At 73.4% G+C, this 20,164-nt stretch carries 18 protein-coding genes; 12 read left to right on the top strand and 6 right to left on the bottom strand.

All coding sequences use genetic code 11. The features are described 5' to 3' along the window. Positions 1 to 5: 5 nt before the first annotated feature. Positions 6 to 986, top strand: a complete 981-nt coding sequence (dapD, locus tag BSL84_RS08200; protein ID WP_045321597.1) for a 2,3,4,5-tetrahydropyridine-2,6-dicarboxylate N-succinyltransferase — start codon at positions 6 to 8, stop codon at positions 984 to 986. Positions 987 to 1,095: 109 nt separating this feature from the next. Here the strand turns inward: dapD and BSL84_RS08195 are convergent, their stop codons facing one another. Together BSL84_RS08195 and BSL84_RS08190 are read right to left on the bottom strand one after the other, a co-directional pair. After that, a complete protein-coding gene (locus tag BSL84_RS08195; protein ID WP_030030822.1) occupies positions 1,096 to 1,350 on the bottom strand; it encodes a hypothetical protein in 255 nt (84 codons plus the stop codon). A gap of 243 nt (positions 1,351 to 1,593) precedes the next feature. Then, the gene (locus BSL84_RS08190; RefSeq protein ID WP_075970085.1) at positions 1,594 to 3,435 is read right to left on the bottom strand and encodes an endonuclease/exonuclease/phosphatase family protein; all 1,842 of its coding nucleotides are present in this window, start codon (positions 3,433 to 3,435) and stop codon (positions 1,594 to 1,596) included. Positions 3,436 to 3,812: 377 nt separating this feature from the next. Between BSL84_RS08190 and BSL84_RS08185 the strand changes: the two genes are divergently transcribed. Next, positions 3,813 to 5,345 (top strand): hypothetical protein, encoded by a 1,533-nt coding sequence (locus BSL84_RS08185; protein WP_075970084.1) that lies wholly within the window; start codon positions 3,813 to 3,815, stop codon positions 5,343 to 5,345. A 188-nt stretch (positions 5,346 to 5,533) separates the two neighbouring features. Further along, on the top strand, positions 5,534 to 6,976 hold the full coding sequence (locus BSL84_RS08180; RefSeq protein ID WP_075970083.1) for an alkaline phosphatase PhoX: 1,443 nt from the start codon (positions 5,534 to 5,536) through the stop codon (positions 6,974 to 6,976). A 27-nt stretch (positions 6,977 to 7,003) separates the two neighbouring features. On the opposite strand, the gene BSL84_RS36450 is transcribed toward BSL84_RS08180, so the two are convergent. The 4 genes from BSL84_RS36450 to BSL84_RS08165 form a co-directional block, all read right to left on the bottom strand. Further along, positions 7,004 to 7,180 (bottom strand): hypothetical protein, encoded by a 177-nt coding sequence (locus BSL84_RS36450; RefSeq protein WP_199816129.1) that lies wholly within the window; start codon positions 7,178 to 7,180, stop codon positions 7,004 to 7,006. Between the two features lie 102 nt (positions 7,181 to 7,282). Next, on the bottom strand, positions 7,283 to 8,542 hold the full coding sequence (locus BSL84_RS08175) for a TerD family protein (RefSeq protein WP_075970082.1): 1,260 nt from the start codon (positions 8,540 to 8,542) through the stop codon (positions 7,283 to 7,285). 44 nt (positions 8,543 to 8,586) lie between these two features. After that, positions 8,587 to 8,826 (bottom strand): hypothetical protein, encoded by a 240-nt coding sequence (locus BSL84_RS08170; RefSeq protein WP_030034215.1) that lies wholly within the window; start codon positions 8,824 to 8,826, stop codon positions 8,587 to 8,589. A 78-nt stretch (positions 8,827 to 8,904) separates the two neighbouring features. Then, positions 8,905 to 10,428 (bottom strand): aldehyde dehydrogenase (NADP(+)), encoded by a 1,524-nt coding sequence (locus BSL84_RS08165; protein WP_075970081.1) that lies wholly within the window; start codon positions 10,426 to 10,428, stop codon positions 8,905 to 8,907. A 138-nt stretch (positions 10,429 to 10,566) separates the two neighbouring features. Here BSL84_RS08165 and BSL84_RS08160 point away from each other — a divergent pair, with 138 nt between their 5' ends. The 9 genes from BSL84_RS08160 (at position 10,567) to BSL84_RS08120 (ending at position 20,146) form a co-directional block, all read left to right on the top strand. After that, positions 10,567 to 11,349 carry an IclR family transcriptional regulator gene (locus tag BSL84_RS08160; protein ID WP_030031663.1) on the top strand — a complete coding sequence of 261 codons (783 nt, stop codon included), beginning with the start codon at positions 10,567 to 10,569 and terminating at the stop codon, positions 11,347 to 11,349. Positions 11,350 to 11,453: 104 nt separating this feature from the next. Next, entirely contained in the window at positions 11,454 to 12,437 is a 984-nt protein-coding gene (locus BSL84_RS08155) for a hypothetical protein (protein ID WP_075970080.1), read from the top strand. Next, complete coding sequence (locus tag BSL84_RS08150; RefSeq protein WP_045323829.1) at positions 12,437 to 13,732, top strand: sensor histidine kinase; 1,296 nt, start codon at positions 12,437 to 12,439, stop codon at positions 13,730 to 13,732. Before BSL84_RS08155 ends, BSL84_RS08150 begins: the two co-directional genes overlap by 1 nt. Beyond that, positions 13,729 to 14,412, top strand: coding sequence for a response regulator (locus BSL84_RS08145; protein ID WP_420711222.1), 684 nt, complete (start codon positions 13,729 to 13,731; stop codon positions 14,410 to 14,412). The genes BSL84_RS08150 and BSL84_RS08145 overlap by 4 nt, the downstream gene beginning before the upstream one ends. A 62-nt stretch (positions 14,413 to 14,474) precedes the next feature. After that, the gene (locus BSL84_RS08140) at positions 14,475 to 15,923 is read left to right on the top strand and encodes a peptidoglycan D,D-transpeptidase FtsI family protein (RefSeq protein WP_030029353.1); all 1,449 of its coding nucleotides are present in this window, start codon (positions 14,475 to 14,477) and stop codon (positions 15,921 to 15,923) included. A gap of 94 nt (positions 15,924 to 16,017) precedes the next feature. Then, positions 16,018 to 16,722 carry a DsbA family oxidoreductase gene (locus tag BSL84_RS08135; protein ID WP_030029355.1) on the top strand — a complete coding sequence of 235 codons (705 nt, stop codon included), beginning with the start codon at positions 16,018 to 16,020 and terminating at the stop codon, positions 16,720 to 16,722. 70 nt (positions 16,723 to 16,792) lie between these two features. Continuing rightward, positions 16,793 to 17,854: an aminotransferase class V-fold PLP-dependent enzyme gene (locus BSL84_RS08130; RefSeq protein WP_075970079.1), complete on the top strand. Its 1,062-nt coding sequence runs from the start codon at positions 16,793 to 16,795 to the stop codon at positions 17,852 to 17,854. Positions 17,855 to 17,884: 30 nt separating this feature from the next. Further along, a complete protein-coding gene (locus BSL84_RS08125) occupies positions 17,885 to 18,979 on the top strand; it encodes an amidohydrolase family protein (protein ID WP_030029357.1) in 1,095 nt (364 codons plus the stop codon). Positions 18,980 to 19,168: 189 nt separating this feature from the next. Then, the gene (locus tag BSL84_RS08120) at positions 19,169 to 20,146 is read left to right on the top strand and encodes an SCO1860 family LAETG-anchored protein (protein WP_078849240.1); all 978 of its coding nucleotides are present in this window, start codon (positions 19,169 to 19,171) and stop codon (positions 20,144 to 20,146) included. The last annotated feature ends 18 nt before the right edge of the window (positions 20,147 to 20,164 follow it).

Genomic DNA, 20,164 nt, shown 5'->3' with positions numbered 1-20,164 from the left:
CGGGCATGACTGCTACGCGTACCACCGGCGCCGTCGCCGCCGGACTTGCCACCCTCACCGCCGACGGCACCGTCCTCGACACCTGGTTCCCCGCCCCCGAGCTGGTCGCCGAGCCCGGCCCGGCCGGCACCGAGCGCCTCACCGCCGAGCAGGCCGTGGAGCTCCTCGGCGCCGCCGCCGGCAAGGCGATCCGGTCGGACGCGGTCCGCGGCGTCGAGGTCGTGGCCGTCCGCACGGTCATCGCCTCCCTGGAGGACAAGCCGCTGGACGCCCACGACGCGTACCTGCGCCTGCACCTGCTCAGCCACCGCCTGGTCAAGCCGCACGGCCAGAACCTCGACGGTGTCTTCGGCCTGCTGGCCAACGTCGCCTGGACCTCGCTGGGCCCGGTCGCCGTCGACCAGGTCGAGACCGTCCGCCTCAACGCCCGCGCCGAGGGCCTGCACCTGCAGGTCACCTCGATCGACAAGTTCCCGCGGATGACGGACTACGTCGCCCCCAAGGGCGTGCGCATCGCCGACGCGGACCGCGTCCGCCTCGGCGCGCACCTCGCCGAGGGCACCACCGTCATGCACGAGGGCTTCGTCAACTTCAACGCCGGCACCCTCGGCACCTCCATGGTCGAGGGCCGCATCTCCGCGGGCGTCGTCGTCGGCGACGGCTCCGACATCGGCGGCGGCGCCTCCACGATGGGCACCCTCTCCGGCGGCGGCAAGCAGATCATCTCGATCGGCGAGCGCACCCTGGTCGGCGCCGAGGCGGGCGTGGGCATCGCCCTCGGCGACGAGTGCGTCGTCGAGGCGGGCCTGTACGTCACCGCGGGCACCCGCGTCACCCTGCCGGACGGCCAGGTCGTCAAGGCCCTGGAGCTCTCCGGCGCCGACAACATCCTCTTCCGCCGCAACTCGGTCACGGGAACCGTCGAGGCCCGCCCCTACAAGGCGAACTGGGGCGGCCTGAACGAGGTCCTGCACAGCCACAACTGACGGCCACAACCGACGGCCACAACCGACGGCCGCGACCGTCACCGAGCGCCCTTCCGGACCCGGCCCGGAAGGGCGCTTGGTCGTTCGGGCGCGGGCGGGGCCGGCGCGCTCAGGGGCGGGGGATCGTGCGGATCAGGCCGGCGAAGGCCTGCTCCTCCGCCTCGGTCAGCTGCACCGACTCCATCGGGTGCCCGGCGGAGCCGCGCTGGGCCGGGATCATCGGGAGAGCCGCGGCGGCGACGGGCTCCGGTCGGCGCAGGCGGCCGGCCCACAGCCTGCGGCCCAGGCCGGCCACCCCGAGGAGCGCTGCCGCGAACAGGGCGGCCAGGCCGATTTCCTGGGCGGCGGAGATCGAGGGGAACACCAGGATCCTCCAGGGAGTGCGAGCGGCGGGAGCCGGGCCGGGACAAGATCGGGCGTGCAGACACTCAACACCACAACCGGCTGATTCGGCGGAGATGTGGCGAGCGTCACGCCAGGGCCCAAAGCCCCCGATCTCGCCCGGGACCGGTCTCCTGCGGCCGCTCCGGCGGCGGCTCGAAGCCCTTGTGGCAGGGGGCCCGGCCACCGGGACGGCGGCCGGGCCCCCTGCTGCTCCGTGCCCCGGTTACGGGCGGAAGCGCAGCACCTGCGGGTCGTGGTCGCTGTTCTGCGCGGCGAACTCCGCGTTGATGTGCACGCTGTCGTACGTGAACTTCTTGATCGCCGGGCTGGTCAGGATCTGGTCCAGCACCTGGGCGTTGCCCTGGTAGACGTACGAGTAGCGCTCGGCCTTCGGCAGCGACTTGATCGCCGGGTACAGCGCCCCGCCGTCCGCCAGCGCGTCCGTGGTCGCCGAGAACTCGAAGTCGTTGATGTCGCCGAGGACGAGCACGTTGGCGTTCTTGTCCTGCGCCAGGATCTGCTTGACGAAGCCGTTCACGGCCTGCGCCTGGAGCAGCCGCTTGGCCTCCGAGGAGCGCAGCGGCGGCTGGTGGTGCGAGGTCAGGCCCTCGTCGCCGCCCTTGGAGCCGAAGTGGTTGGCGATCACGAAGACCGTCTTGCCGCGGAAGACGAACTCGCCGGCGAGCGGCTTGCGGCTGTCGGCCCACGCCGGGTTCGCGGGGTCCACGCGGCCGGGGGAGTGGGTCAGGTGGGTCTTGCCCTTCTCCTTGACCACGCCGGTCGCCGTCACCGCGTCGCCCGGGGCGCGCTCGGTGAAGGACACCCGCGCCGGGTTGAAGAGGAACACCTGGCGGATGTTGCCGCCGGGCTCGCCGCCGTCCTTCTTGTCCTCCGGGTTGACGGTCCGCCACTGGTAGGCCGGGCCGCCCGCCGCCGCGATGGCCGCGGCGAACTTGGTCAGCGTCTGCTCCGCCGAGACGGTGCCGTCGTTCTTGGCGCCGTTGTCGTCCTGGATCTCCTCCAGGGCGAGGATGTCGGGGGAGGCCAGGTTCTCGACGACGGCCTTGGCCAGCGCGTCGAACTTCTCCTGCGGGTCGGTCGGGTCGAGGTTCTCGACGTTGTACGTGGCCACCGCGAGCTCCTGCTCGGCCTGCGGCTTGGTCTTCTCGGGGGCGATGGTGCCCGCCTTGACGGTGCCGAGGGTGCGGGCCACCAGCGTGTAGCCGCCGAACTGGTTGAAGTCCAGCGGACCTTCGGTGGTGCCGGTCAGCTTGTCACCGACGTTGGCCACCGGGAAGGGCTGCTGCGCGATGGGCGTGAGCTGCTGGATCTGCAGGCGGCCGGTGTTCTGCGACTCGTAGGAGCCGTAGACCGTGCCGCCGCGCTTCGCGGTGTTCTCCCAGCCCTTGACCGTGACCCACAGCTCCGAGTACGGGTCGGTGGCGCCGACCACGCGCGAGGTGCCGATGCGGACGTTCATGCCTTCCAGGGACTCGTAGAAGTCCAGGGCGTAGCGGGACGGGTCCAGCGTCAGGCCGTTGATGCTGCCGTCGGCGGCCGGGTCGCCGGCCGGGGTGTACTCGGCGGGCACCGTGTACTCGTTGATCGCGGCGGCCTCGGGCAGCGCGTTGCCGGAGGAGACCACGGTGACCGTCGGCTTGGAGATCTGGGTCACCGACTGGTTGCCCGATTTCACGCCGCCCGGGATGTACTCGCCGACCGTGCCGGAGACCTTGACCGCGTCGCCGACGGCGACCGTCGGGACGGAGTTGGTGAAGACGAAGACGCCCTCGCTCGTCGCGGCGTCGTCGTCGGCGTCGGGGTCCTGGATCCAGAAGCCGCGCGAACCGTAGGTCCGCACGCCCGTCACGATGCCCTCGACGTCGGAGACCTGCTTGCCGTTGAGCGGGGATATCCGGGTGGTGCCCTGGATGTCGTGGATGCGTACCGGGTCGGCGGACGCCGCGCCCTCGGCCGCGTCGGCGGAGCCCGCGAGGAGGCCGGTGGCCAGCGCGGTGGCGACGAGGGCCGCGACGGCGGCGGAGCGGGGATGCGAGGAGCGCATGGTCAGGAAACTCCGGTGTGGGAGAGGGGCGGGGAGAGGCTGCGAACAGCGAGATCTGCGGGGGGTTGGTCAGCCCCCAAACGTCTACGCGCGTCAATTTCCTGCCTTGTCAGCAAAGTTGTCAAGCCCTACAGAGGAGACGGCTGCGGACTGTGGGATGAGCCGAAGGCGATGGCCCGTCAGAGGCGCCCGATATGCGTCTACGCTGGGTCGCCGTACGACGGCCACGGCTGTCATCTGCGCCACATCCGCCATGCCCGCCCTGCCCCGCCATGTCGGCCATGTCGCCGGTTTTCGGACGCGTATGACGGTCCGGCCGCCCGGCCGGGCCGTCTCGGCCCGCCCGTCCCCACCGCGTCCGCGAGGAGAGCCGCCCCATGTCCGCTGAGTCGCACCCCACACTGCCGCCGGTACGGCTGCACTCCGATGCGGAGCTGGCGCGCGACGCCCTCGGCGCCCCGCTGTTCGCGCGCGCCGTACGGCTGGCCCGCTGGGCCGGTCCGGAAACCCGCGTCGGCGTGGGCGGCGAACTGGCCGCCGACCAGCTGCCCGGCGCCGCCGCCCACCTCGGTCTCGACGCGGCGGACGAGAACGCCGCCGGGTACGCGAGCCAGGCCTGGCGGGTGGCGGTGGACACCGGGCTGGTGGACGTGACCGAACCGGAGGAAGGCGCGGACGGGAGCGCAGAGGGCGGATCGGGGGCGGCGCGGGGCGAGGAGCCGTACGGCACCGCCGCGCCCGGCGAGGACCTGGCGCTGGTGACCGGCGGCACCCCCGGCGACGTGCTTGACCTGTGGCGGGCGGCCCTGGAGGCGGTGCTCGCCGACGCGGCGGTGCCCGACCTGGAGGACCTGGTCGACGCGCTGGAGGCGGGCGGAGGAATCGACTTCGACCGGCTGGACTGGAACCCGGGCCGTGAGGCGGACGCGCTCGACGCGGTGCTCGCCAACCTCTACCTGCTGACCGCCTCCGGGGCCGGCGGCACGGACCGATCAATTCCGCTTCCGGTGCTGGCCGCGTCGATGGTCGCGCCCGAGGGTATGGCCGAACCGACCGACGCCGTGCTGGAGCAGGTCTCGGACGCCATGATGCGCCTCGACGGCCAGTTCCGGCAGCTGGAGCCGATCGGGCTGGTGGAGTTCCGGCCCGTCGACGAGGAGCTGATGGCGCAGCCGGACGGCAGGGACGGCTCGGACGGCGCAGACGGCGCAGACGGCTCGGACGGGTCGGACGGCGTGGACGACGGGGACGTCTCCCGCTACGGCATGGTCCGCCTGACCCCGCTCGGCCTCTACGGCATCCGCGCCCGGATGCTGGAGGGCGGCGTCGAGGCCCCCGCGGTCGGGGAACTGGCAGGCAAGGGCGCCGACGCCCTCCTCGACGCCGTCGCCTCCTACCCCGAACACGCCGCGCAGGCCGAGATCGAGCAGTGGATGGCGGGCCGCGACCTGCCCGCCGCCGTCACCGAACTGCTCGCCGCCGCCCGCGGGGACGACGAGGGCGGCCCGCTGCGGCGGCTGCGCTGCCAGCAGGCCCTCGCACTGGCCGGGCCGCAGGCCGAGCCGGCGGTCCGCTCGGTGCTGGACGAGGCGGAGCTCGGCGGGCTCGCCCGCGTCTGGCTGGCGGAGCACGGCGTGGCCGACGTACCGCCGCCCGCCCCGCAGATGGTGTTCTGGCTGACCGTCGACACGATCGCGGCGCAGCTCGCCGCGGACGGCGAGACCGAGGAGCTGCCCCTCCTGATGGAGACCCTGACCGCGCACCACACGGGCTTCTTCGACCAGGTGTGGCGCGTCGAGCACCCCTCGACCGTCCGGGTGCTGGAGGCTATGGGACGGCTGCACCCCGACCGCAGGAGGGCCAAGGAGGCCCGCAGGGCCGCCTTCAAGGCGCGCTCCCGCAGGCCCTGAGCCGGGCATCGGGACCGGGAGGCCCGCGAGGGCGCTGACAATGCGCCGTTCCTGGGCCGGAGTTGGCCATTGCCGTTGGCCGGCGAGGGGCTGGTTCCCCTTCGTGGGTAGTTCAGCCGCCGTTCACGTGCGGGCGGCAGCGTGTGCGCCCGCGACCCGCACACCCGCCGCCCACCCCGGGAGACCTGATGCCGCTCAGCCGCAGAGACTTCACCGCCCGTACCGTCATCGCCGGCGCGGGAGTGGCGCTCACCGGGACGGTCGGCGCCCTCGCCACCGCTCCCGGCGCGCTCGCGGCCGGGAACGGCACGGGCGGCGACGGGCACGGGCGGCCGCCCTGCGAGCCCGGCTACGGCCCGCTCGTCCCCGACCCGGCCGGCATCCTCGCCCTCCCCGCCGGCTTCCGGTACCGCGTGATCACGCACAGCGGCGTCACCAGGCTGGAGTCCGGTGAGACCACCCCGTCCCACCACGACGGGACCGCGGCCTTCGAGGGCCACCGCGGCACCACCCTCCTCGTCAACAACCACGAGCTGAAGGGCAGGCGGGAGAACTGGGCCCGCCCCGTCCCCCTCACCGAAGGCCTCGTCTACGACCCGGCCGCGGCCGGCGGCTGCACGGTCGTGGAGGTCCGGCCCGGCGGCGAGGTCGCCGAATGGGTGGGCATCGCCGGTACGTCGACCAACTGCGCGGGCGGCGCCACCCCCTGGGGCACCTGGCTGACCTGCGAGGAGAACTCCGACCTCGCCGGTATGAACGGCATGACCAGGGACCACGGCTACGTCTTCGAGGTCGACCCGCACGACCGCCGTGCCAACCGCGACCCGCGCCCCGTCAAGGCGTTCGGCCGCTACGACCACGAGGCCGTCGTCATCGACCCGCGGCAGGGCCACGCGTACCTGACCGAGGACGCCTCCGGTCCCAACGGGCTGTTCTACCGCTGGACCCCGCCCCGCGGCTTCCGGCACGGGCGCGGCAGGCTCCGCACGCTCGCCGCCGACGCGGGGGCGCTCCAGGCCGCCAAGTGCACCGACAGCTCCGGCCGGTTCGTCGACGACCTGACGCGCGCCACCAGGACCGGCACCGTATACGGGGTGGACTGGGTGGACGTCCCGGACCGTGACGCGCGGACCGTGCCCGTGCGGAGGCAGTTCGCGGACGGCGCGGTGACGCGCGGGCGCAAGCTGGAGGGCATGTGGTGGGCGGACGGGGGCGCGTACTTCGTGTCCTCCTACGCCCGCGAGGAGAGCCCGGGCGCGGCGCACGACGGCCAGGTCTGGTTCTACGACCCCAAGCGGCGCACGCTGCGGCTGACGGTCCTCATCGGGGTCAACGCGGACCCGTCGGCGGAGGGAGGCTACGACGGGCCGGACAACATCACCGTGTCGCCTTACGGGGGCCTGGTCATCGCCGAGGACGGCTCGGGGCTGCAACACCTCTTCGGCGCGACCGAATCGGGCCGCACCTACCCGCTGGCGCGCAACGAGCTGAACATCGGGACGCCGCAGGAGCCCGAGTACTCGGAGTTCACCGGGGTCTGCTTCTCACCCGACGGGCGGACCCTCTACGCGAACCTGCAGGACCCGGGGGTCATGCTGGCCGTCACCGGGCCGTGGCGGCGCGCGCGCTGACGCCCCGCCCGGCCGGGACCGCGGGCCTCACGGGGCCGGGGAGACCTCCGTGCGGGAGGCCTCGGCCCACTCGGCGAGCAGGAACTCATAGGCCTCGGAAGGCCACTCGCCGTCCACCCGGGTCTCCACGAGGAGCCGTATCGCCTCGTTCGCCTCGGCGGCGGACGGGCGGGCAGGTCCCGTGGGCGTGAGTGTCTCGTGCATGCTTCCAAGGCTACGGGCGGGCACTGACAGCCACCCGCGGATTACGCGTGGAATCCATCACCCGCGATCCGCTCCGGTGGCCCTCCGTGCCCGCCCACCTGCTCAGAGTGCCTGGGCGGCGGGCTTGACCATGCCGCGCACTGTGCGCGACTTCACAAAGTCGCCCATGGCCGTCATCTCCCACTCCCCGGAGAACTGACGGATCAGCTTCGCCATCATCACACCGGTCTGCGGCTCGGCGGAGGTGAGGTCGAAGCGCACCAGCTCCTCACCGCTCGCCGCGTCGATCAGGCGGCAGTAGGCCTTGGCCACCTCGGTGAACTTCTGGCCGGAGAAGGAGTTGACGGTGAAGACCAGGCCGCTGACGTCGGCGGGCAGCCGGCCGAGGTCCACGACGATCACCTCGTCGTCGCCCGCTCCCTCGCCCGTGAGGTTGTCCCCGGAGTGCTTGACGGAACCGTTCAGGATGGACAGCTTGCCGAAGTAGCAGCTGTCGACGTGGTTGCGCTGGGGGCCGTAGGCGATGACGGACGCGTCGAGGTCGATGTCCCGGCCGCGGAAGGCCGGCTCCCAGCCCAGGCCCATCTTGACCTGGGAGAGCAGCGGGCGGCCGCCCTTGACCAGCGAGACGGTCTGGTTCTTCTGGAGGCTGACCCGGCCCTTGTCCAAGTTGATCTTGCCGGTGGCGGGCGGTGCGGCGGGGGCGGCCGGGGGCGCGGCGGGGGGGGGGGTGACCGGGGCCGGGGTGACCGGGGCGGGGGTCCCGGCGCCGGCGGTGAGCCAGGGGGAGGGCTGGTGCGTGACGGGCGGGGCGGGCGGGGCGGGGGGCGCCGCGGGGGCGGGAGGGGCGGCGGCCGCGGGCGCCGGCTCCTCGTCCACGCTGACTCCGAAGTCGGTGGCGATGCCGGCGAGCCCGTTCGCATACCCCTGGCCGACCGCCCGCACCTTCCACACACCGCCGCGCAGATAGATCTCCACGACCACGAGCGCGGTCTCGGTCGCCAGCTGCGGCGGGGTGAAGGAGGCGATCACCGCGCCGCCGTCGGCGTTGCGCACGGTGGCGGTGGGCTCGATGCCCTGGAACGTCTGCCCGGCGGCGTCCGGGCTGGCCGTGACCACGATCCGCTCGATGCCCGGCGGCACCGCGGAGGTGTCCACGGTGACCGAGTCGGGCGCCGTGCCGCCACCGGACCGGTAGGTGACACCGGGCCCGCTGGGCTGGTTGAAGAAGATGAAGTCGGCGTCGGAGCGCACCTTGCCGTCCGCCGTGAGGAGCAGCGCGGACACGTCGAGCCGCACCGGCGCAGCCACGTCGACCGTCACACGGACGCCATCGAGCGGCAGGTTGGATCCAGGGGTCATAGCGGTCATGCCCGGAGAACGAGCGGAGGTGCTTTGCCGTTCCCTTACCCTCGCGGGATATTTCCGCGCCGGTTGCGGGGGTGGTTCTTCGCGGTGCGTTCGTTGCCGAACTTGTACGAGCCGGTCCAGCGGGCCATCACGAGCTGCGGATCCCCCGATTCCACCTCGTCCAGGAACGCGGCGGCACGCGCACCGCGCAGGGTGGCCGCCGAGCGGCCGTGGTGGGTGATGACGACGCAGTCGTCGCCCCGGCGGTCGTAGGTGAATCCATGCGGTCTCGGCATGCCCCGCAGCCTGCCCTGCGGGGCGCGGGGCAGGCAACGGGATTACCGGCGGCGGGCGGCCGCCCGGCGCCGGGCGGCTCAGCCGCCCGTCACGCGGCGGGGGAGGCCCAGGGGGTTGGCGTCGCGGAGCTCGGGCGGCAGGAGGGCGTCCGGGACCGACTGGTAGGCCACCGGCCGCAGCCAGCGCTCGATCGCCGTGCCGCCCACCGACGTGGAGTGAGAGGTCGCAGCCGGGTACGGGCCGCCGTGGTGCTGGGCCGGGGCCACCGCGACCCCGGTCGGCCAGCCGTTGACCACGATCCGTCCCGCCAGCCGGGTGACCTGCCCGATCAGCTCGGCGGCCGGGCCCGGGGCGCCCTCGGTCTCGGCGGCGGACAACTGGAGGGTGGCGCTCAGGTTCCCGCCGAGCCGCCCGAGGACCGCGCCCGCCTCGCCCTGGCCGGCGTACCGGACGACGACGGTGACCGGCCCGAAGCACTCCTCCAGCAGGACGTCGTGCCCGTCACCGGCGAGGAGGTCCCCCGCCCGCACGGTCAGATAGCCGGCGCCCACCGTGTGGTCGCCGCCGGACCCCGGGGTGACCGGGGCCTCGACGCCGGGCAGCGCGGCCCGCTCGCGGACCCCGGAGACGAAGTTCTCCCGCATCCGGTGGTCGAGCAGCACCCCGGGCTCGGTCTCGCCGAGCGCCTTGTCCAGCTCGGCCGTGAGCCGGTCGCCGTCCGCGCCCTCGGGCACCAGGACCAGGCCGGGCTTCACACAGAACTGGCCGACGCCGAGGGTGACCGAGGCCGCGAGGCCGGCGCCGATCTCCTCGGCGCGCTCGGCCGCCGCGGCCGGGGTGACCACGACGGGGTTGAGGGAGCCCAGCTCACCGTGGAAGGGGATGGGCACCGGCCGGGCGGCGGCGGCGTCGAACAGCGCCCGCCCGCCCCGGACGGAACCGGTGAACCCGGCGGCCGCGACCAGCGGGTGGCGGATCAGCTCAAGGCCGGCGTCGAACCCGTGCACCACGGCCACCACGTCGGCCGGGAGCCCGTTGGAGACGGCCGCCCGGCGCAGCAGCGACGCGCACAGCTCGGAGGTGGCCGGGTGGTCGGGGTGCGCCTTGACCACCACGGGGCAGCCCGCGGCCAGGGCGCTCGCGGTGTCCCCGCCGGGGACGGAGAAGGCGAGCGGGAAGTTGGAGGCGGCGTAGACCGCGACGACGCCGAGGGGGACCTTGTAGCGGCGCAGGTCGGGGCGCGGCGGGCTGAGGGAGGGGTCGGCGCGGTCGATCCGGACGTCGAGGTAGGACCCCTCGTCGACGGCGTCGGCGAAGGCGCGCAGCTGGCCGGTGGTGCGGGCCAGTTCGCCGGTGAGCCGGCCCGGGCCGAGCGCGGTCTCGGCGTCGGCGGCCTCGATGACGTGGGCGGCCGCCTCGTCGAGCAGCGCGGCGGCGGTGCGCAGGAAGGCCGCGCGGACGGCGGCGTCCGCGAGCGGGCCGCGGGCGGCATGGGCGGCCCGTACGGCTTCGTCCACCTCCCGGGATGTGGCCTCCGCCGCAACCTGCTCGCGCTGCTTCCCGGTGCGGGGGTCCACACTCCAGACTGGTGTCGTTGTCATGGCCCACTGCCTCCTGGATCGTTCAGTATTCTGAACGCGGTTCCGGTGGATGAATGATCACGTCTGCTGCGGACTCTATTTCCGGGGTCCTCCGCGTGACAAGAGGCGACCAGAGTCGACCAGAGGGGAAGCGGGCGTATGACGACGACCGAGCCGGGGATTCCTGTTGCGGCGGCGCCGGTCAAATCGGCGGTCCGGACGGTCCTGCTGCTGGAGCACTTCGCGGCCCGGCCGGGGCTGCACAGCCTGGCCGACATCCAGAACGACCTCTCCCTGCCCAAGTCCAGCCTCTACATGCTGCTGCGCACGCTCGTGAACCTGGGGTGGGTGGAGACGGACGCGACGGGCACGCGCTACGGCATCGGCGTACGGGCCCTGCTGGTCGGCAGCTCCTACATCGACGGTGACGAGGTGGTCGCCGCTGCCCGGCCCACCCTGGACCGGCTCTCCGACGACACGACGGAGACCATCCACCTGGCCCGGCTCGACGGGACGAGCGTGGTGTACCTCGCCACCCGGCAGTCCCAGCACTACCTGAGGCCCTTCACCCGGGTCGGGCGGCGGCTGCCCGTGCACTCGACGGCGCTCGGCAAGGCGCTGCTCGCCACGCACTCGGACGCGGAGGTACGGGCGCTGCTGCCGCGGCGGCTGGAGGCGGTCACCGAGCACACCGTCACCGACCGGGAGCAGCTCATCGAGGAGCTGGAGCTGGTGCGGGAGCAGGGATACGCGGTGGACCGGGAGGAGAACACGCTCGGGCTGCGCTGCTTCGGGGTGGCCGTGCCCTACCGGACGCCCGCCCGTGACGCGGTGAGCTGCTCGGTGCCGGTGGCCCGGCTGACGCCGGGGCACGAGCAGGTCATCAAGGCGGCGCTGTTCGAGGCGCGCGACCGGCTGGCGGTGGTGACGCGCCGCATGTGAGGGGCGCGTGCGCCACTCGGGTCGGCTGCCCCTCCCCCGTACGGGGGAGGCGGTTCCCCATTGCGGGGGAGGTGGCGGGGCGCCGTGACCGGGACCGTTGGGGCATGACCACACGAGGCGTTCACACGACGTACGAACCGCGGTCCTCCACCCCGCCGCAGGGGGCCGGGAGGCGCGTCCTCGCGGCCTCGGCCGTGGCGGCCACGCTGCCGTATCTGGCGCTCAAGGCCGCCTGGCTGTCCGGCAGCCGGATCGGGATACCGGACGGCAGCGTGCTGCTGGAAGCCGGCCCGTTCCTCACCGCGGCCAATGCGGTCACCCTGGCCATGGACGCGACCGTGATCGTGCTCGTCCTGGTGCTCACCCGACCCTGGGGGCTGAGAACGCCCGCCTGGATGCTGACCGTTCCGGTGTTCACGGCCACGGGACTGCTGACCCCGATCCTGCTCGGGTTCCCCGGCCAGCTGCTCGTACGGGCCCTGGGCTTCGGGACCGGCCCGGACGAGGCGGCCGCACGGCAGCCCTTCCTGGACGACTGGGTCTTCACGGTCGTGTATACGGGATTCACCCTTCAAGGACTCGCCCTGGCCGGGCTGTTCGTGCCCTATGCGCGGCAGCGCTGGGGCCGGCGGTGGCAGGGCGTGGTGGGAGAGCGGCTGCCGTCGCCCACGGGGGTGGTGGCGGCAGCCGCGGCCTCGGCCGCCCTGGCCCTGGCGGCGCTGTTCCTCTACTGGGCCTTCGGCGGCACCGCCGGACTGAGCGCCGAGCGGGCCGAGGCGCATGGAGTGGAGAGCGCCGTGGCGTCCGTGGCCCACGCGACATGCGCCCTTGCCGCGGGATCGGGCGTGTGGCTCCTGAGCCGCGGCGGGACGCTGCCGGCACGGTGGCCGCTCGGGCTCACCTGGGTGGGCGGCGCCGCGACCCTGGCCTGGGGAGCCTGGCTGCTGATCGCTTCGCTGGCACCCCAGCCGGACGGCCCCGAGGGGCCGTCCACCGCAGGGCAGTTGATCTACGCTGGCCAGATGGCCACCGGAGCGCTCGCCACCGCCGTCCTCACCCGGTTCCTCATATCCCGACGCGAGAGCTGATGCGCGGCGGCCGGAGCCGGCTGCCGGGTGCGCGGGCCCGGCTGCGATGGCTCCACCAGATCCTCGGCGGCGCCCTGCTGATGCCGTACTTCCTCCTGGCCTCGGTGGGGGTCGGCGCGGCGGCAGGCGGAGCCAACGCCCTGTCCTCCCTTCCCCTGAGCCTCGCCTCCTACGCCGCGGCCCTGCCGCTGGCCGCCGCCACCGGGGTGTACGGGCTGGTCCGACCGCTGTCGGTGACCGCCGTGCGGGCCATGTGCGCGGTGCCCGGGGAGCGGCTCGCCGAAGGGCCCGCGCGGACCTGGGCCGCGCGGGGCCGGGCCTCCGCCTGGTGGACCCTGCATCTGGGGGTCGGAGCGCTGGTCAGCGGGATGACACTGGCGGTGCCGCCCATGGCGGTGGTGCTGCTCGTGCTGCCCTTCGTGAGCGGGCTGCGCGAAGTCCGGCTGGGGTTCGGATGGTTCAACACGGGAGTGGAGACGTACACGGCCCCCCTCCTCGGGATCGGCCTCCTGGTCGCTCTCGCCCTGTGCGCGGCCGCAGCGGGGGAGCTGCTGGCCCGGCTGGCACCCGTACTGCTCGGGCCGACGGCGGCGGACCGGCTCGCGGCGGCCGAGGAGCGGGCCGCCGACCTGGCCGTGCGCAACCGGCTCGCCCGGGAACTGCACGACGCGGTCGGGCACGCGCTCAGCGCCGTCACCCTCCAGGCGGCCGCCGCCCGGCGGATGCTGGAGCGCGACCCCGACTTCGTACGGCAGGCGCTCACCGCGATCGAGGACACCACCCGGCGGACGGTGGGGGAACTGGACGCCGTCCTGGGTCTGCTGCGCGACGGGGATCCGGCCCGGCCGGACGGCGCGTACGTCCCCGCCCCCACCCTCGCCGCCGACCTCGAAGGCCTCCTGGCCCGCACCCGGGCCGGGGGAGCCGCCATCACCGCACACCAGGACCCCGGGCCCGTGGAGGACTGGCACCGGCTTCCGGAGATCACCTCCCGCGAGGCCTACCGGATCGTCCAGGAAGGCCTCAGCAACGCCCTGCGCCACGGCGGCGGCCCCGTGGACCTGCGGATCCTGGTCCGGGCCGGCCACGGCACCGAACCGCGAGAACTGGAGATCAGCATGACCAATCCGCCCGCCGGCCCGCCCGCAGGCCGGGAACCCCGCACCACCGGCGGCCGAGGGCTGCGCGGCGCCGCTGAGCGGGCCGCACTGCTCGGCGGCAGCGTCGAGGCGGGCCCGCACGAGGACCGGTGGCGGCTGCGCGCGGTCCTCCCGCTCACCGGAGGCGACCGGTGACGGCGCACGCCCCGGCGGGCCGGGCGCCGCTGCGCATCGTGCTCTGCGACGACGAACGGATGGTCCGCACCGCGCTGCGGGTCATCCTTGAGGCCGAGGCGGACCTGGAGGTCGTCGGCGAGGCCGCCACCGGAGCCGAAGCGGTCCCGCTGGTGCGCTCCCTCACCCCCGACGTGGTGCTGATGGACGTCCGGATGCCCGAGATCGACGGCATCCGGGCCACTGGGCAGATCCTCGCCACCATGGCCGAGCCGCCCAGGATCGTGGTCGTCACGACCTTCGAGAACGACGCCCACGTCTACGACGCGCTGCGCGCCGGAGCCGCCGGCTTCCTCCTCAAGCGCGCCGACCCGGACGAGCTGATCGGGGCGGTCCGGCTCGTCGCCCGCGGCGACTCGCTGCTCTTCCCGGCCGCCGTCCGCTCCCTCGCCGCCGCGCACGCGGCGGCCCCCGCCCCCGACACCGCGCCCTGGATCGCCAGGCTCACCGATCGCGAGGCCGACGTCCTGCGCCTGATGGCCACCGGGCTGTCCAACCACGAGATGAGCGAACGCCTCGGGGTCGGGCCCCAGACGGTCAAGACACACGTCGCGTCGGTCCTCACCAAGACCGGGTCCCGCGATCGCACCCAGGCGGTCATCGCGGCCTACGAGGGAGGGTTCATCATGAGGAAACGCTGAGAACTCGGCCACAATCGGGGCAGAGCGGAACGCCTGCGGCCCCGGGGACGTCCTTCGGGGGGATGAACAAGACGATCAGGCGTGCGTCGGTCTTCTGTCTGCTCCTGGTGCTGGCCCTGCTGGTCCGCGTCACCTGGGTGCAGGCGTACCAAGGCCAGGCCCTCGCAGACGACAAGCACAACCGCCGCAATCTCATCGGCCAGTACGAGAACCCGCTGGGCAGCATCATCGTGGGCGGGGAGGCGATCACCGGCTCGGAGAAGACGGGCGGCAAGGACTTCGGCTACAAGCGGACCTACGTCGACGGCCCGCTCTACGCGCCCGTCACCGGCTACAACTCCCAGGCCTACGGCACCAGCATGCTGGAGGGCGTCTACAAGAACGTCCTCAACGGCTCCGACAGCCGGCTGAAGACCGTGATGGACATGCTCACCAACAAGCGGGCCGCCCCCGGCAACGTCCTCACCACGATCGACAAGGACGTCCAGAAGGCCGCCTACGACGCGCTCCAGGGCAAGCAGGGCGCCGCCGTGGCCATCGACCCGGCCACCGGCGAGATCCTCGCCGTCGTGAACAACCCGTCCTTCGACCCGGGCAGCATCTCCGGCGCCAACGACCAGAAGGCCTGGGACGCGCTCTCCGCCGACAAGGGCAAGGCCATGGAGAACGTGGCGCTGCGCAAGCCGCAGGCGCCCGGTTCCACCTTCAAGCTGGTCACCCTCGCCGCGGCGATCGAGAACGGCCTGGTCACCGACATCGACCAGCCGACCGGCATCCCCGACCCGTACACGATCCCCGGCACCCGCACCGCGCTGCCCAGCGAGGCCGGCTCCGCGGCCTGCAACAACGCCTCGGTACGCACCGCCCTGCGCCTGTCCTGCAACAACGTCTTCGCCGAGCTCGCCTCCAAGCTCGGCCAGGACAAGATGCGCGCGACCGCCGAGAAGCTCGGCTTCAACACGCAGATCGACACCCCGGTCCGCACCAACCCGCCGAGCAAGTACCCGTCCAAGAAGATGTCGGTCGACCAGGTCGCGCAGACGGGCATCGGCCAGTTCGACGTCCAGGCCACCCCGCTCCAGATGGCGATGGTCACCGCCGCCATCGAGAACGGCGGCAAGCTCGTCGCCCCGCACATGGTCTCCGAGGTCACCGACGCCAACGGCAACGTGCTGGAGAGCTTCAGGAACCCGAAGTCCCAGCAGGTCATGAAGGAGAAGACGGCCTCGATGATCCGCGACGCCATGCGCACCGTGGCCGCCGAGGGCGGCGGCAAGCCGGCCCAGGTGCCGGGCGCCGAGGTGGGCGGCAAGACCGGCACCGCCCAGCGCGGTGTCAAGAACAGCCTGGCGCCGCTGGCCTGGTTCACCTCGTACGGCAAGGCGAACGGCAAGCAGATCGCCGTGGCCGTGGTGATCGAGAACTCCGACACCGACCGCTCCGAGATCGGCGGCGGCAAGCTGGCCGCGCCGATCGCACAGAAGATGATGCAGGCCTGGCTGAAGAAGTAGGGGTGCGGGAATGGTGCGGCCGGCCGGATGGTTCACACCGGTGATGGTTGAACAGCAAACCGTCCCGTCAGCGACCCCGGAGAGAAGAAGGATCATGCGCGTCGAGATCTGGAGCGACATCGCCTGCCCCTGGTGCTACATCGGAAAGGCCCGCTTCGCCAAGGGGCTGGCCGGCTTCGCGCACCGTGACGAGGTGGAGGTCGTCTTCCGGTCCTTCGAGCTCGACCCGAACGGCCCCAAGGGTGTGACCGCCCCCGTGGTGGACATGCTCGCCAAGAAGTACGGCCGCACCCTGGAGGAGGCGCGCGGCATGGAGGAGCACGTCGCCGCCGCCGCCCGCGCCGAGGGGCTGGCGTACCGGACCGACGGCCGGGACCACGGCAACACCTTCGACATCCACCGGCTGCTGCACCTGGCCGACGCCAGGGGCCGGCAGGAGGAACTGCTCGACCTCGCCTTCCGGGCCAACTTCGCCGAGGAGCGCTCCGTCTTCGACCCCGAGGTGCTGCTCGCGCTCGCGGTCGAGGCCGGACTGGACGAGGCGGAGGCGCGCGCCGTCCTCGCCGACGGCTCCGCCTACGCCGAGGAGGTCCGCGCCGACGAGCGCGAGGCCGCGGAGCTGGGCGCCAACGCCGTGCCGTTCTTCGTCCTCGACCGCCGCTACGGGATCTCCGGCGGACAGCCGGCCGAGGTGTTCACCCGGGCCCTGGAGCAGGCCTGGGCCGGGCGCGAGCCGGCCGAGCCGGCCGCGGCCGACGCGTGCGAGCCCGACGGGGCGTGCGCGGTCCCGCAGGTATAAGCATCGCTTGGGGTGGACGAGTAAAACTCACCAATGGACTTTGGGTCGTTCCTGGCGCAGAGTTGACGGCATGGATCTTCCGATCGCCGAAGCGACCCGTGCCGAGTTCGCCCACTCCACCACCTACCTCAACTCCGCCACCTGCGGGGTCGTCCCGCGGTCCGCCGTAACCGCGATGAAGGAGCTCGCCGAGGCGGCGGGGGCCGGGATCCCCGCCGGGTTCGGCGACTTCGACCGCGTGAACCGCGCCCGCGCCTCCTTCGCCCGCCTGGTCGGGGTGGACGCCGACCGGGTGGCCGTCGGCTCCGCCGTCTCCACCCACGTCGGCCTCGTCGCGGCCTCCCTGCCCTCCGGCGCCGAAGTGCTCTGCCCGGAGGGCGACTTCGCCTCCGTGATCAACCCCTTCGTGGTGCGGGGCGACCTCAAGGTGCGGTTCGCGCCGTTGGAGTCCCTCGCCGAGGCGGTGGGCCCGGAGACCGCCCTGGTCTCGCTGAGCGCCGTACAGTCCGCGGACGGGCGCAAGGCCGACCTGGCGGCGGTGCGCGCGGCGACCGCCGCGCACGGGGCCCGGATGCTCGTGGACGCCTCCCAGGCGGCGGGCTGGCTGCCCTTCGACGCCTCCCCGTACGACTACACGGTCGCGGTCGGCTTCAAATGGCTGCTCAGCGTCCGGGGGGCCTCGTTCATGACCGTGTCGCGGGAGGCCCAGGAGACCCTGACCCCGCTGCACGCGGGCTGGGTGGCCGCGCGGTCCATGTGGGACGCCGTCTATGGCCCGGTGTCCGAACTGGCCGACTCCGCACGGCGGTTCGACGAGTCCCCGGCCTTCCTCGCCTACCATGCGGCAGAGGTCTCCCTCGCCCTGATCGAGCGGATCGGCATCGAGGCCGTGCACGCCCACGACACCGCCCTGGCCGCCCGCTACCGCGCCGGACTCGCGCGCCTCGGCCACGAGCCCGTGCCCGGCGACTCCGCCATCGTCTCCGTGCCGGGCCTGGCGGACCGGCAGCCCGCCCTGCAGGCGGCCGGAGTCCTCACCTCGGCCCGTGCGGGCCTGCTGCGGGCCTCGTTCCACCTCTACAACACGGAGGCCGAGGTGGACCGGCTGCTGGACGCCCTCTCCGCCTCCTGACCCGCCCGGGGCCGCGCGTACAGTGCCGCCATGAGTGATGTGAGCGATGTGCTGCACGTGAAGGGGCGGGTGCTGATCGGGCCCGACGAGGTCCGCGACGAGCTCTGGGTCGTCGGCGGCCGCGTCTCCTACTCGCGCCCGCCCGGCGCCCGCGAGGCCGCCACGGTGACCGGCTGGGTGCTGCCCGGGCTGGTCGACGCGCACTGCCACGTCGGGCTGGACGCCCACGGCCCGGTCGACGCCGGCACCGCCGAGCGGCAGGCCCTCACCGACCGCGACGCGGGCACCCTCCTGATCCGCGACGCCGGTTCGCCCTCCGACACCCGCTGGATCGACGACCGCGAGGACCTGCCGAAGATCATCCGGGCGGGCCGGCACATCGCGCGCACCCGCCGCTACATCCGCAACTACGCGCACGAGATCGAGCCGGCCGACCTCGTCGAGTACGTCGGCCGCGAGGCGCGGCGCGGCGACGGCTGGGTCAAGCTCGTCGGCGACTGGATCGACCGCGACGCCGGCGACCTGACCGCCTGCTGGCCGCGCGCCGAGGTCGAGGCGGCCATCGCCGAGGCGCACCGGCTCGGAGCCCGCGTCACCGCTCACTGCTTCGCCGAGGACTCGCTGCGCGACCTCGTCGAGGCGGGCATCGACTGCATCGAACACGCCACGGGCCTCACCGAGGACACCATCCCGCTGTTCGCACAGCGCGGGGTCGCGATCGTCCCCACCCTCGTCAACATCGCGACCTTCCCCAAGCTCGCGGCGGGCGGCGACGCCAGGTTCCCCCGCTGGTCGGCGCACATGCGCCGGCTCCACGAGCGGCGCTACGACACCGTCCGGGCGGCCTACGACGCGGGCATCCAGGTCTACGTCGGCACCGACGCGGGCGGTTCCCTGCCGCACGGGCTGGTCGCGGCGGAGGTCGCGGAGCTGGTGAAGGCCGGGATCCCGGCGCTCGACGCCCTCTCGGCGACGGCCTGGGCGGCGCGCGAATGGCTCGGCCGGCCGGGCCTCACCGAGGGCGCTCCGGCGGACCTGGTGGTCTACGACGCCGACCCGCGGGCCGACGTACGGGTGCTGGCGCAGCCGCGGCGCGTGGTCGTCGACGGCACGATCAGGGCCTGACCGCGGCGCGGCGAGCAGGGCCGCAATTCGAATCCCCGCGCGGAAACCACCCTTTGGGGTGAAGTGACGTCAGGTAGCTGTCCCGTCACCCACATTGAGTAAGGATTCCGAGGGTCGAAGCCGTCGGCGCGTGCGATGTCCCCCATTGGCCGCGCCGACGGCACCCAACTCCCCGGGGGTTCCACCACCTTGAACAGCAACACCTTCCGCATGCCCGCGGCCGTTCTGCTCGCCACGGGAGCGGTCGCCCTGCTCACGGCGCCGCCCGCCTCCGCCACGGGAGGCACCCCCGCGAGCGGAGGGGGCAAGTCCGGCGCCGTCGTCCTGCGCACCGGGCTGGACGTACGCCTGCTCAACGCCGTGCACGTCCCGATGAAGGCCACCCTCAACGAGGTCAGCGCCCCCGCGGCGGCCGAGAAGACTGCCCTGACCGTCACCCTGGACGGAGTCGAGGGGAACAAGCCGGTCAGCGTCCTGCGGGCGGACGTCGCCACCTCCAAGGCCACCGCGGACAAGGCGAAGGCGGAGGCCGAGGCCAATCTGGCCAAGGCCCGCGTGCACGTGCCCGGGCTGCCGCTGCTCTCGCTGATCGAGGTGGAGAAGGTCACCTCCAAGGCCGTCTGCGAAGCCGGCAAGAAGCCGGTGGCCAGTGCGAACGTGCTCGGCAAGGTGACCGTGCTGGGCAAGAGGACCACCCTGTCGGCGGGCGGGCCCACCAAGGTCGAGGTCCCGGGGGTGGGCACGGTCGACATGCAGCTGTCCGGCACACAGACCACCTCCGCCACGGCCGCCGCCGCGGCGCTCCGCCTGAAGGTGGCCGTGAACCCGCTGGACCTCAACGTGGCGCGGGTGGACGGCGAGATCGTCCTGGCAGAGGCGCACTGCGAGTCCCCGAAGGGCTCGGCGCCGACGGACGGGACGCCCGAGCAGCCCGACACCAAGACCCAGACCGACATCAAGGCCCAGACCGGGACGGGTACCGGCACCACCGGCACCACCGGCACCACCGGCGGCTCCGGCTCGGGCTCCGGCTCGGGAACCACCGGCGCCAACCTCGCCGAGACCGGCGGCGGCTCGCTCACCCCCTTCATCACGGGCGGTGCGCTGACGCTGCTCGCGCTCGGCGGCGGCGCGCTCTACCTGACCCGGCGGGGCAGGACCCAGTAGCACCGCCGGGCGGCTCCG

It is taken from the genome of Streptomyces sp. TN58 (genome assembly GCF_001941845.1).
In the GTDB taxonomy this organism is placed as follows: Bacteria; Actinomycetota; Actinomycetes; order Streptomycetales; family Streptomycetaceae; genus Streptomyces.
Note: the sequence above shows the minus strand (reverse complement) of the source record. Positions and strands in the feature narration are given on the sequence as shown.

What these genes read in the sequence shown, in the direction of transcription:
- dapD (WP_045321597.1), top strand. Translation starts at nt 6, where the DNA reads ATGACTGCTACGCGTACCACCGGCGCCGTCGCCGCCGGACTTGCCACC.
- BSL84_RS08140 (WP_030029353.1), top strand. Translation starts at nt 14,475, where the DNA reads ATGAACAAGACGATCAGGCGTGCGTCGGTCTTCTGTCTGCTCCTGGTG.
- BSL84_RS08150 (WP_045323829.1), top strand. Translation starts at nt 12,437, where the DNA reads ATGCGCGGCGGCCGGAGCCGGCTGCCGGGTGCGCGGGCCCGGCTGCGA.
- BSL84_RS08155 (WP_075970080.1), top strand. Translation starts at nt 11,454, where the DNA reads ATGACCACACGAGGCGTTCACACGACGTACGAACCGCGGTCCTCCACC.
- BSL84_RS08180 (WP_075970083.1), top strand. Translation starts at nt 5,534, where the DNA reads ATGCCGCTCAGCCGCAGAGACTTCACCGCCCGTACCGTCATCGCCGGC.
- BSL84_RS08130 (WP_075970079.1), top strand. Translation starts at nt 16,793, where the DNA reads ATGGATCTTCCGATCGCCGAAGCGACCCGTGCCGAGTTCGCCCACTCC.
- BSL84_RS36450 (WP_199816129.1), bottom strand. Translation starts at nt 7,180, where the DNA reads ATGCACGAGACACTCACGCCCACGGGACCTGCCCGCCCGTCCGCCGCC.
- BSL84_RS08170 (WP_030034215.1), bottom strand. Translation starts at nt 8,826, where the DNA reads ATGCCGAGACCGCATGGATTCACCTACGACCGCCGGGGCGACGACTGC.
- BSL84_RS08175 (WP_075970082.1), bottom strand. Translation starts at nt 8,542, where the DNA reads ATGACCCCTGGATCCAACCTGCCGCTCGATGGCGTCCGTGTGACGGTC.
- BSL84_RS08165 (WP_075970081.1), bottom strand. Translation starts at nt 10,428, where the DNA reads ATGACAACGACACCAGTCTGGAGTGTGGACCCCCGCACCGGGAAGCAG.
- BSL84_RS08190 (WP_075970085.1), bottom strand. Translation starts at nt 3,435, where the DNA reads ATGCGCTCCTCGCATCCCCGCTCCGCCGCCGTCGCGGCCCTCGTCGCC.
- BSL84_RS08135 (WP_030029355.1), top strand. Translation starts at nt 16,018, where the DNA reads ATGCGCGTCGAGATCTGGAGCGACATCGCCTGCCCCTGGTGCTACATC.
- BSL84_RS08185 (WP_075970084.1), top strand. Translation starts at nt 3,813, where the DNA reads ATGTCCGCTGAGTCGCACCCCACACTGCCGCCGGTACGGCTGCACTCC.
- BSL84_RS08125 (WP_030029357.1), top strand. Translation starts at nt 17,885, where the DNA reads ATGAGTGATGTGAGCGATGTGCTGCACGTGAAGGGGCGGGTGCTGATC.
- BSL84_RS08160 (WP_030031663.1), top strand. Translation starts at nt 10,567, where the DNA reads ATGACGACGACCGAGCCGGGGATTCCTGTTGCGGCGGCGCCGGTCAAA.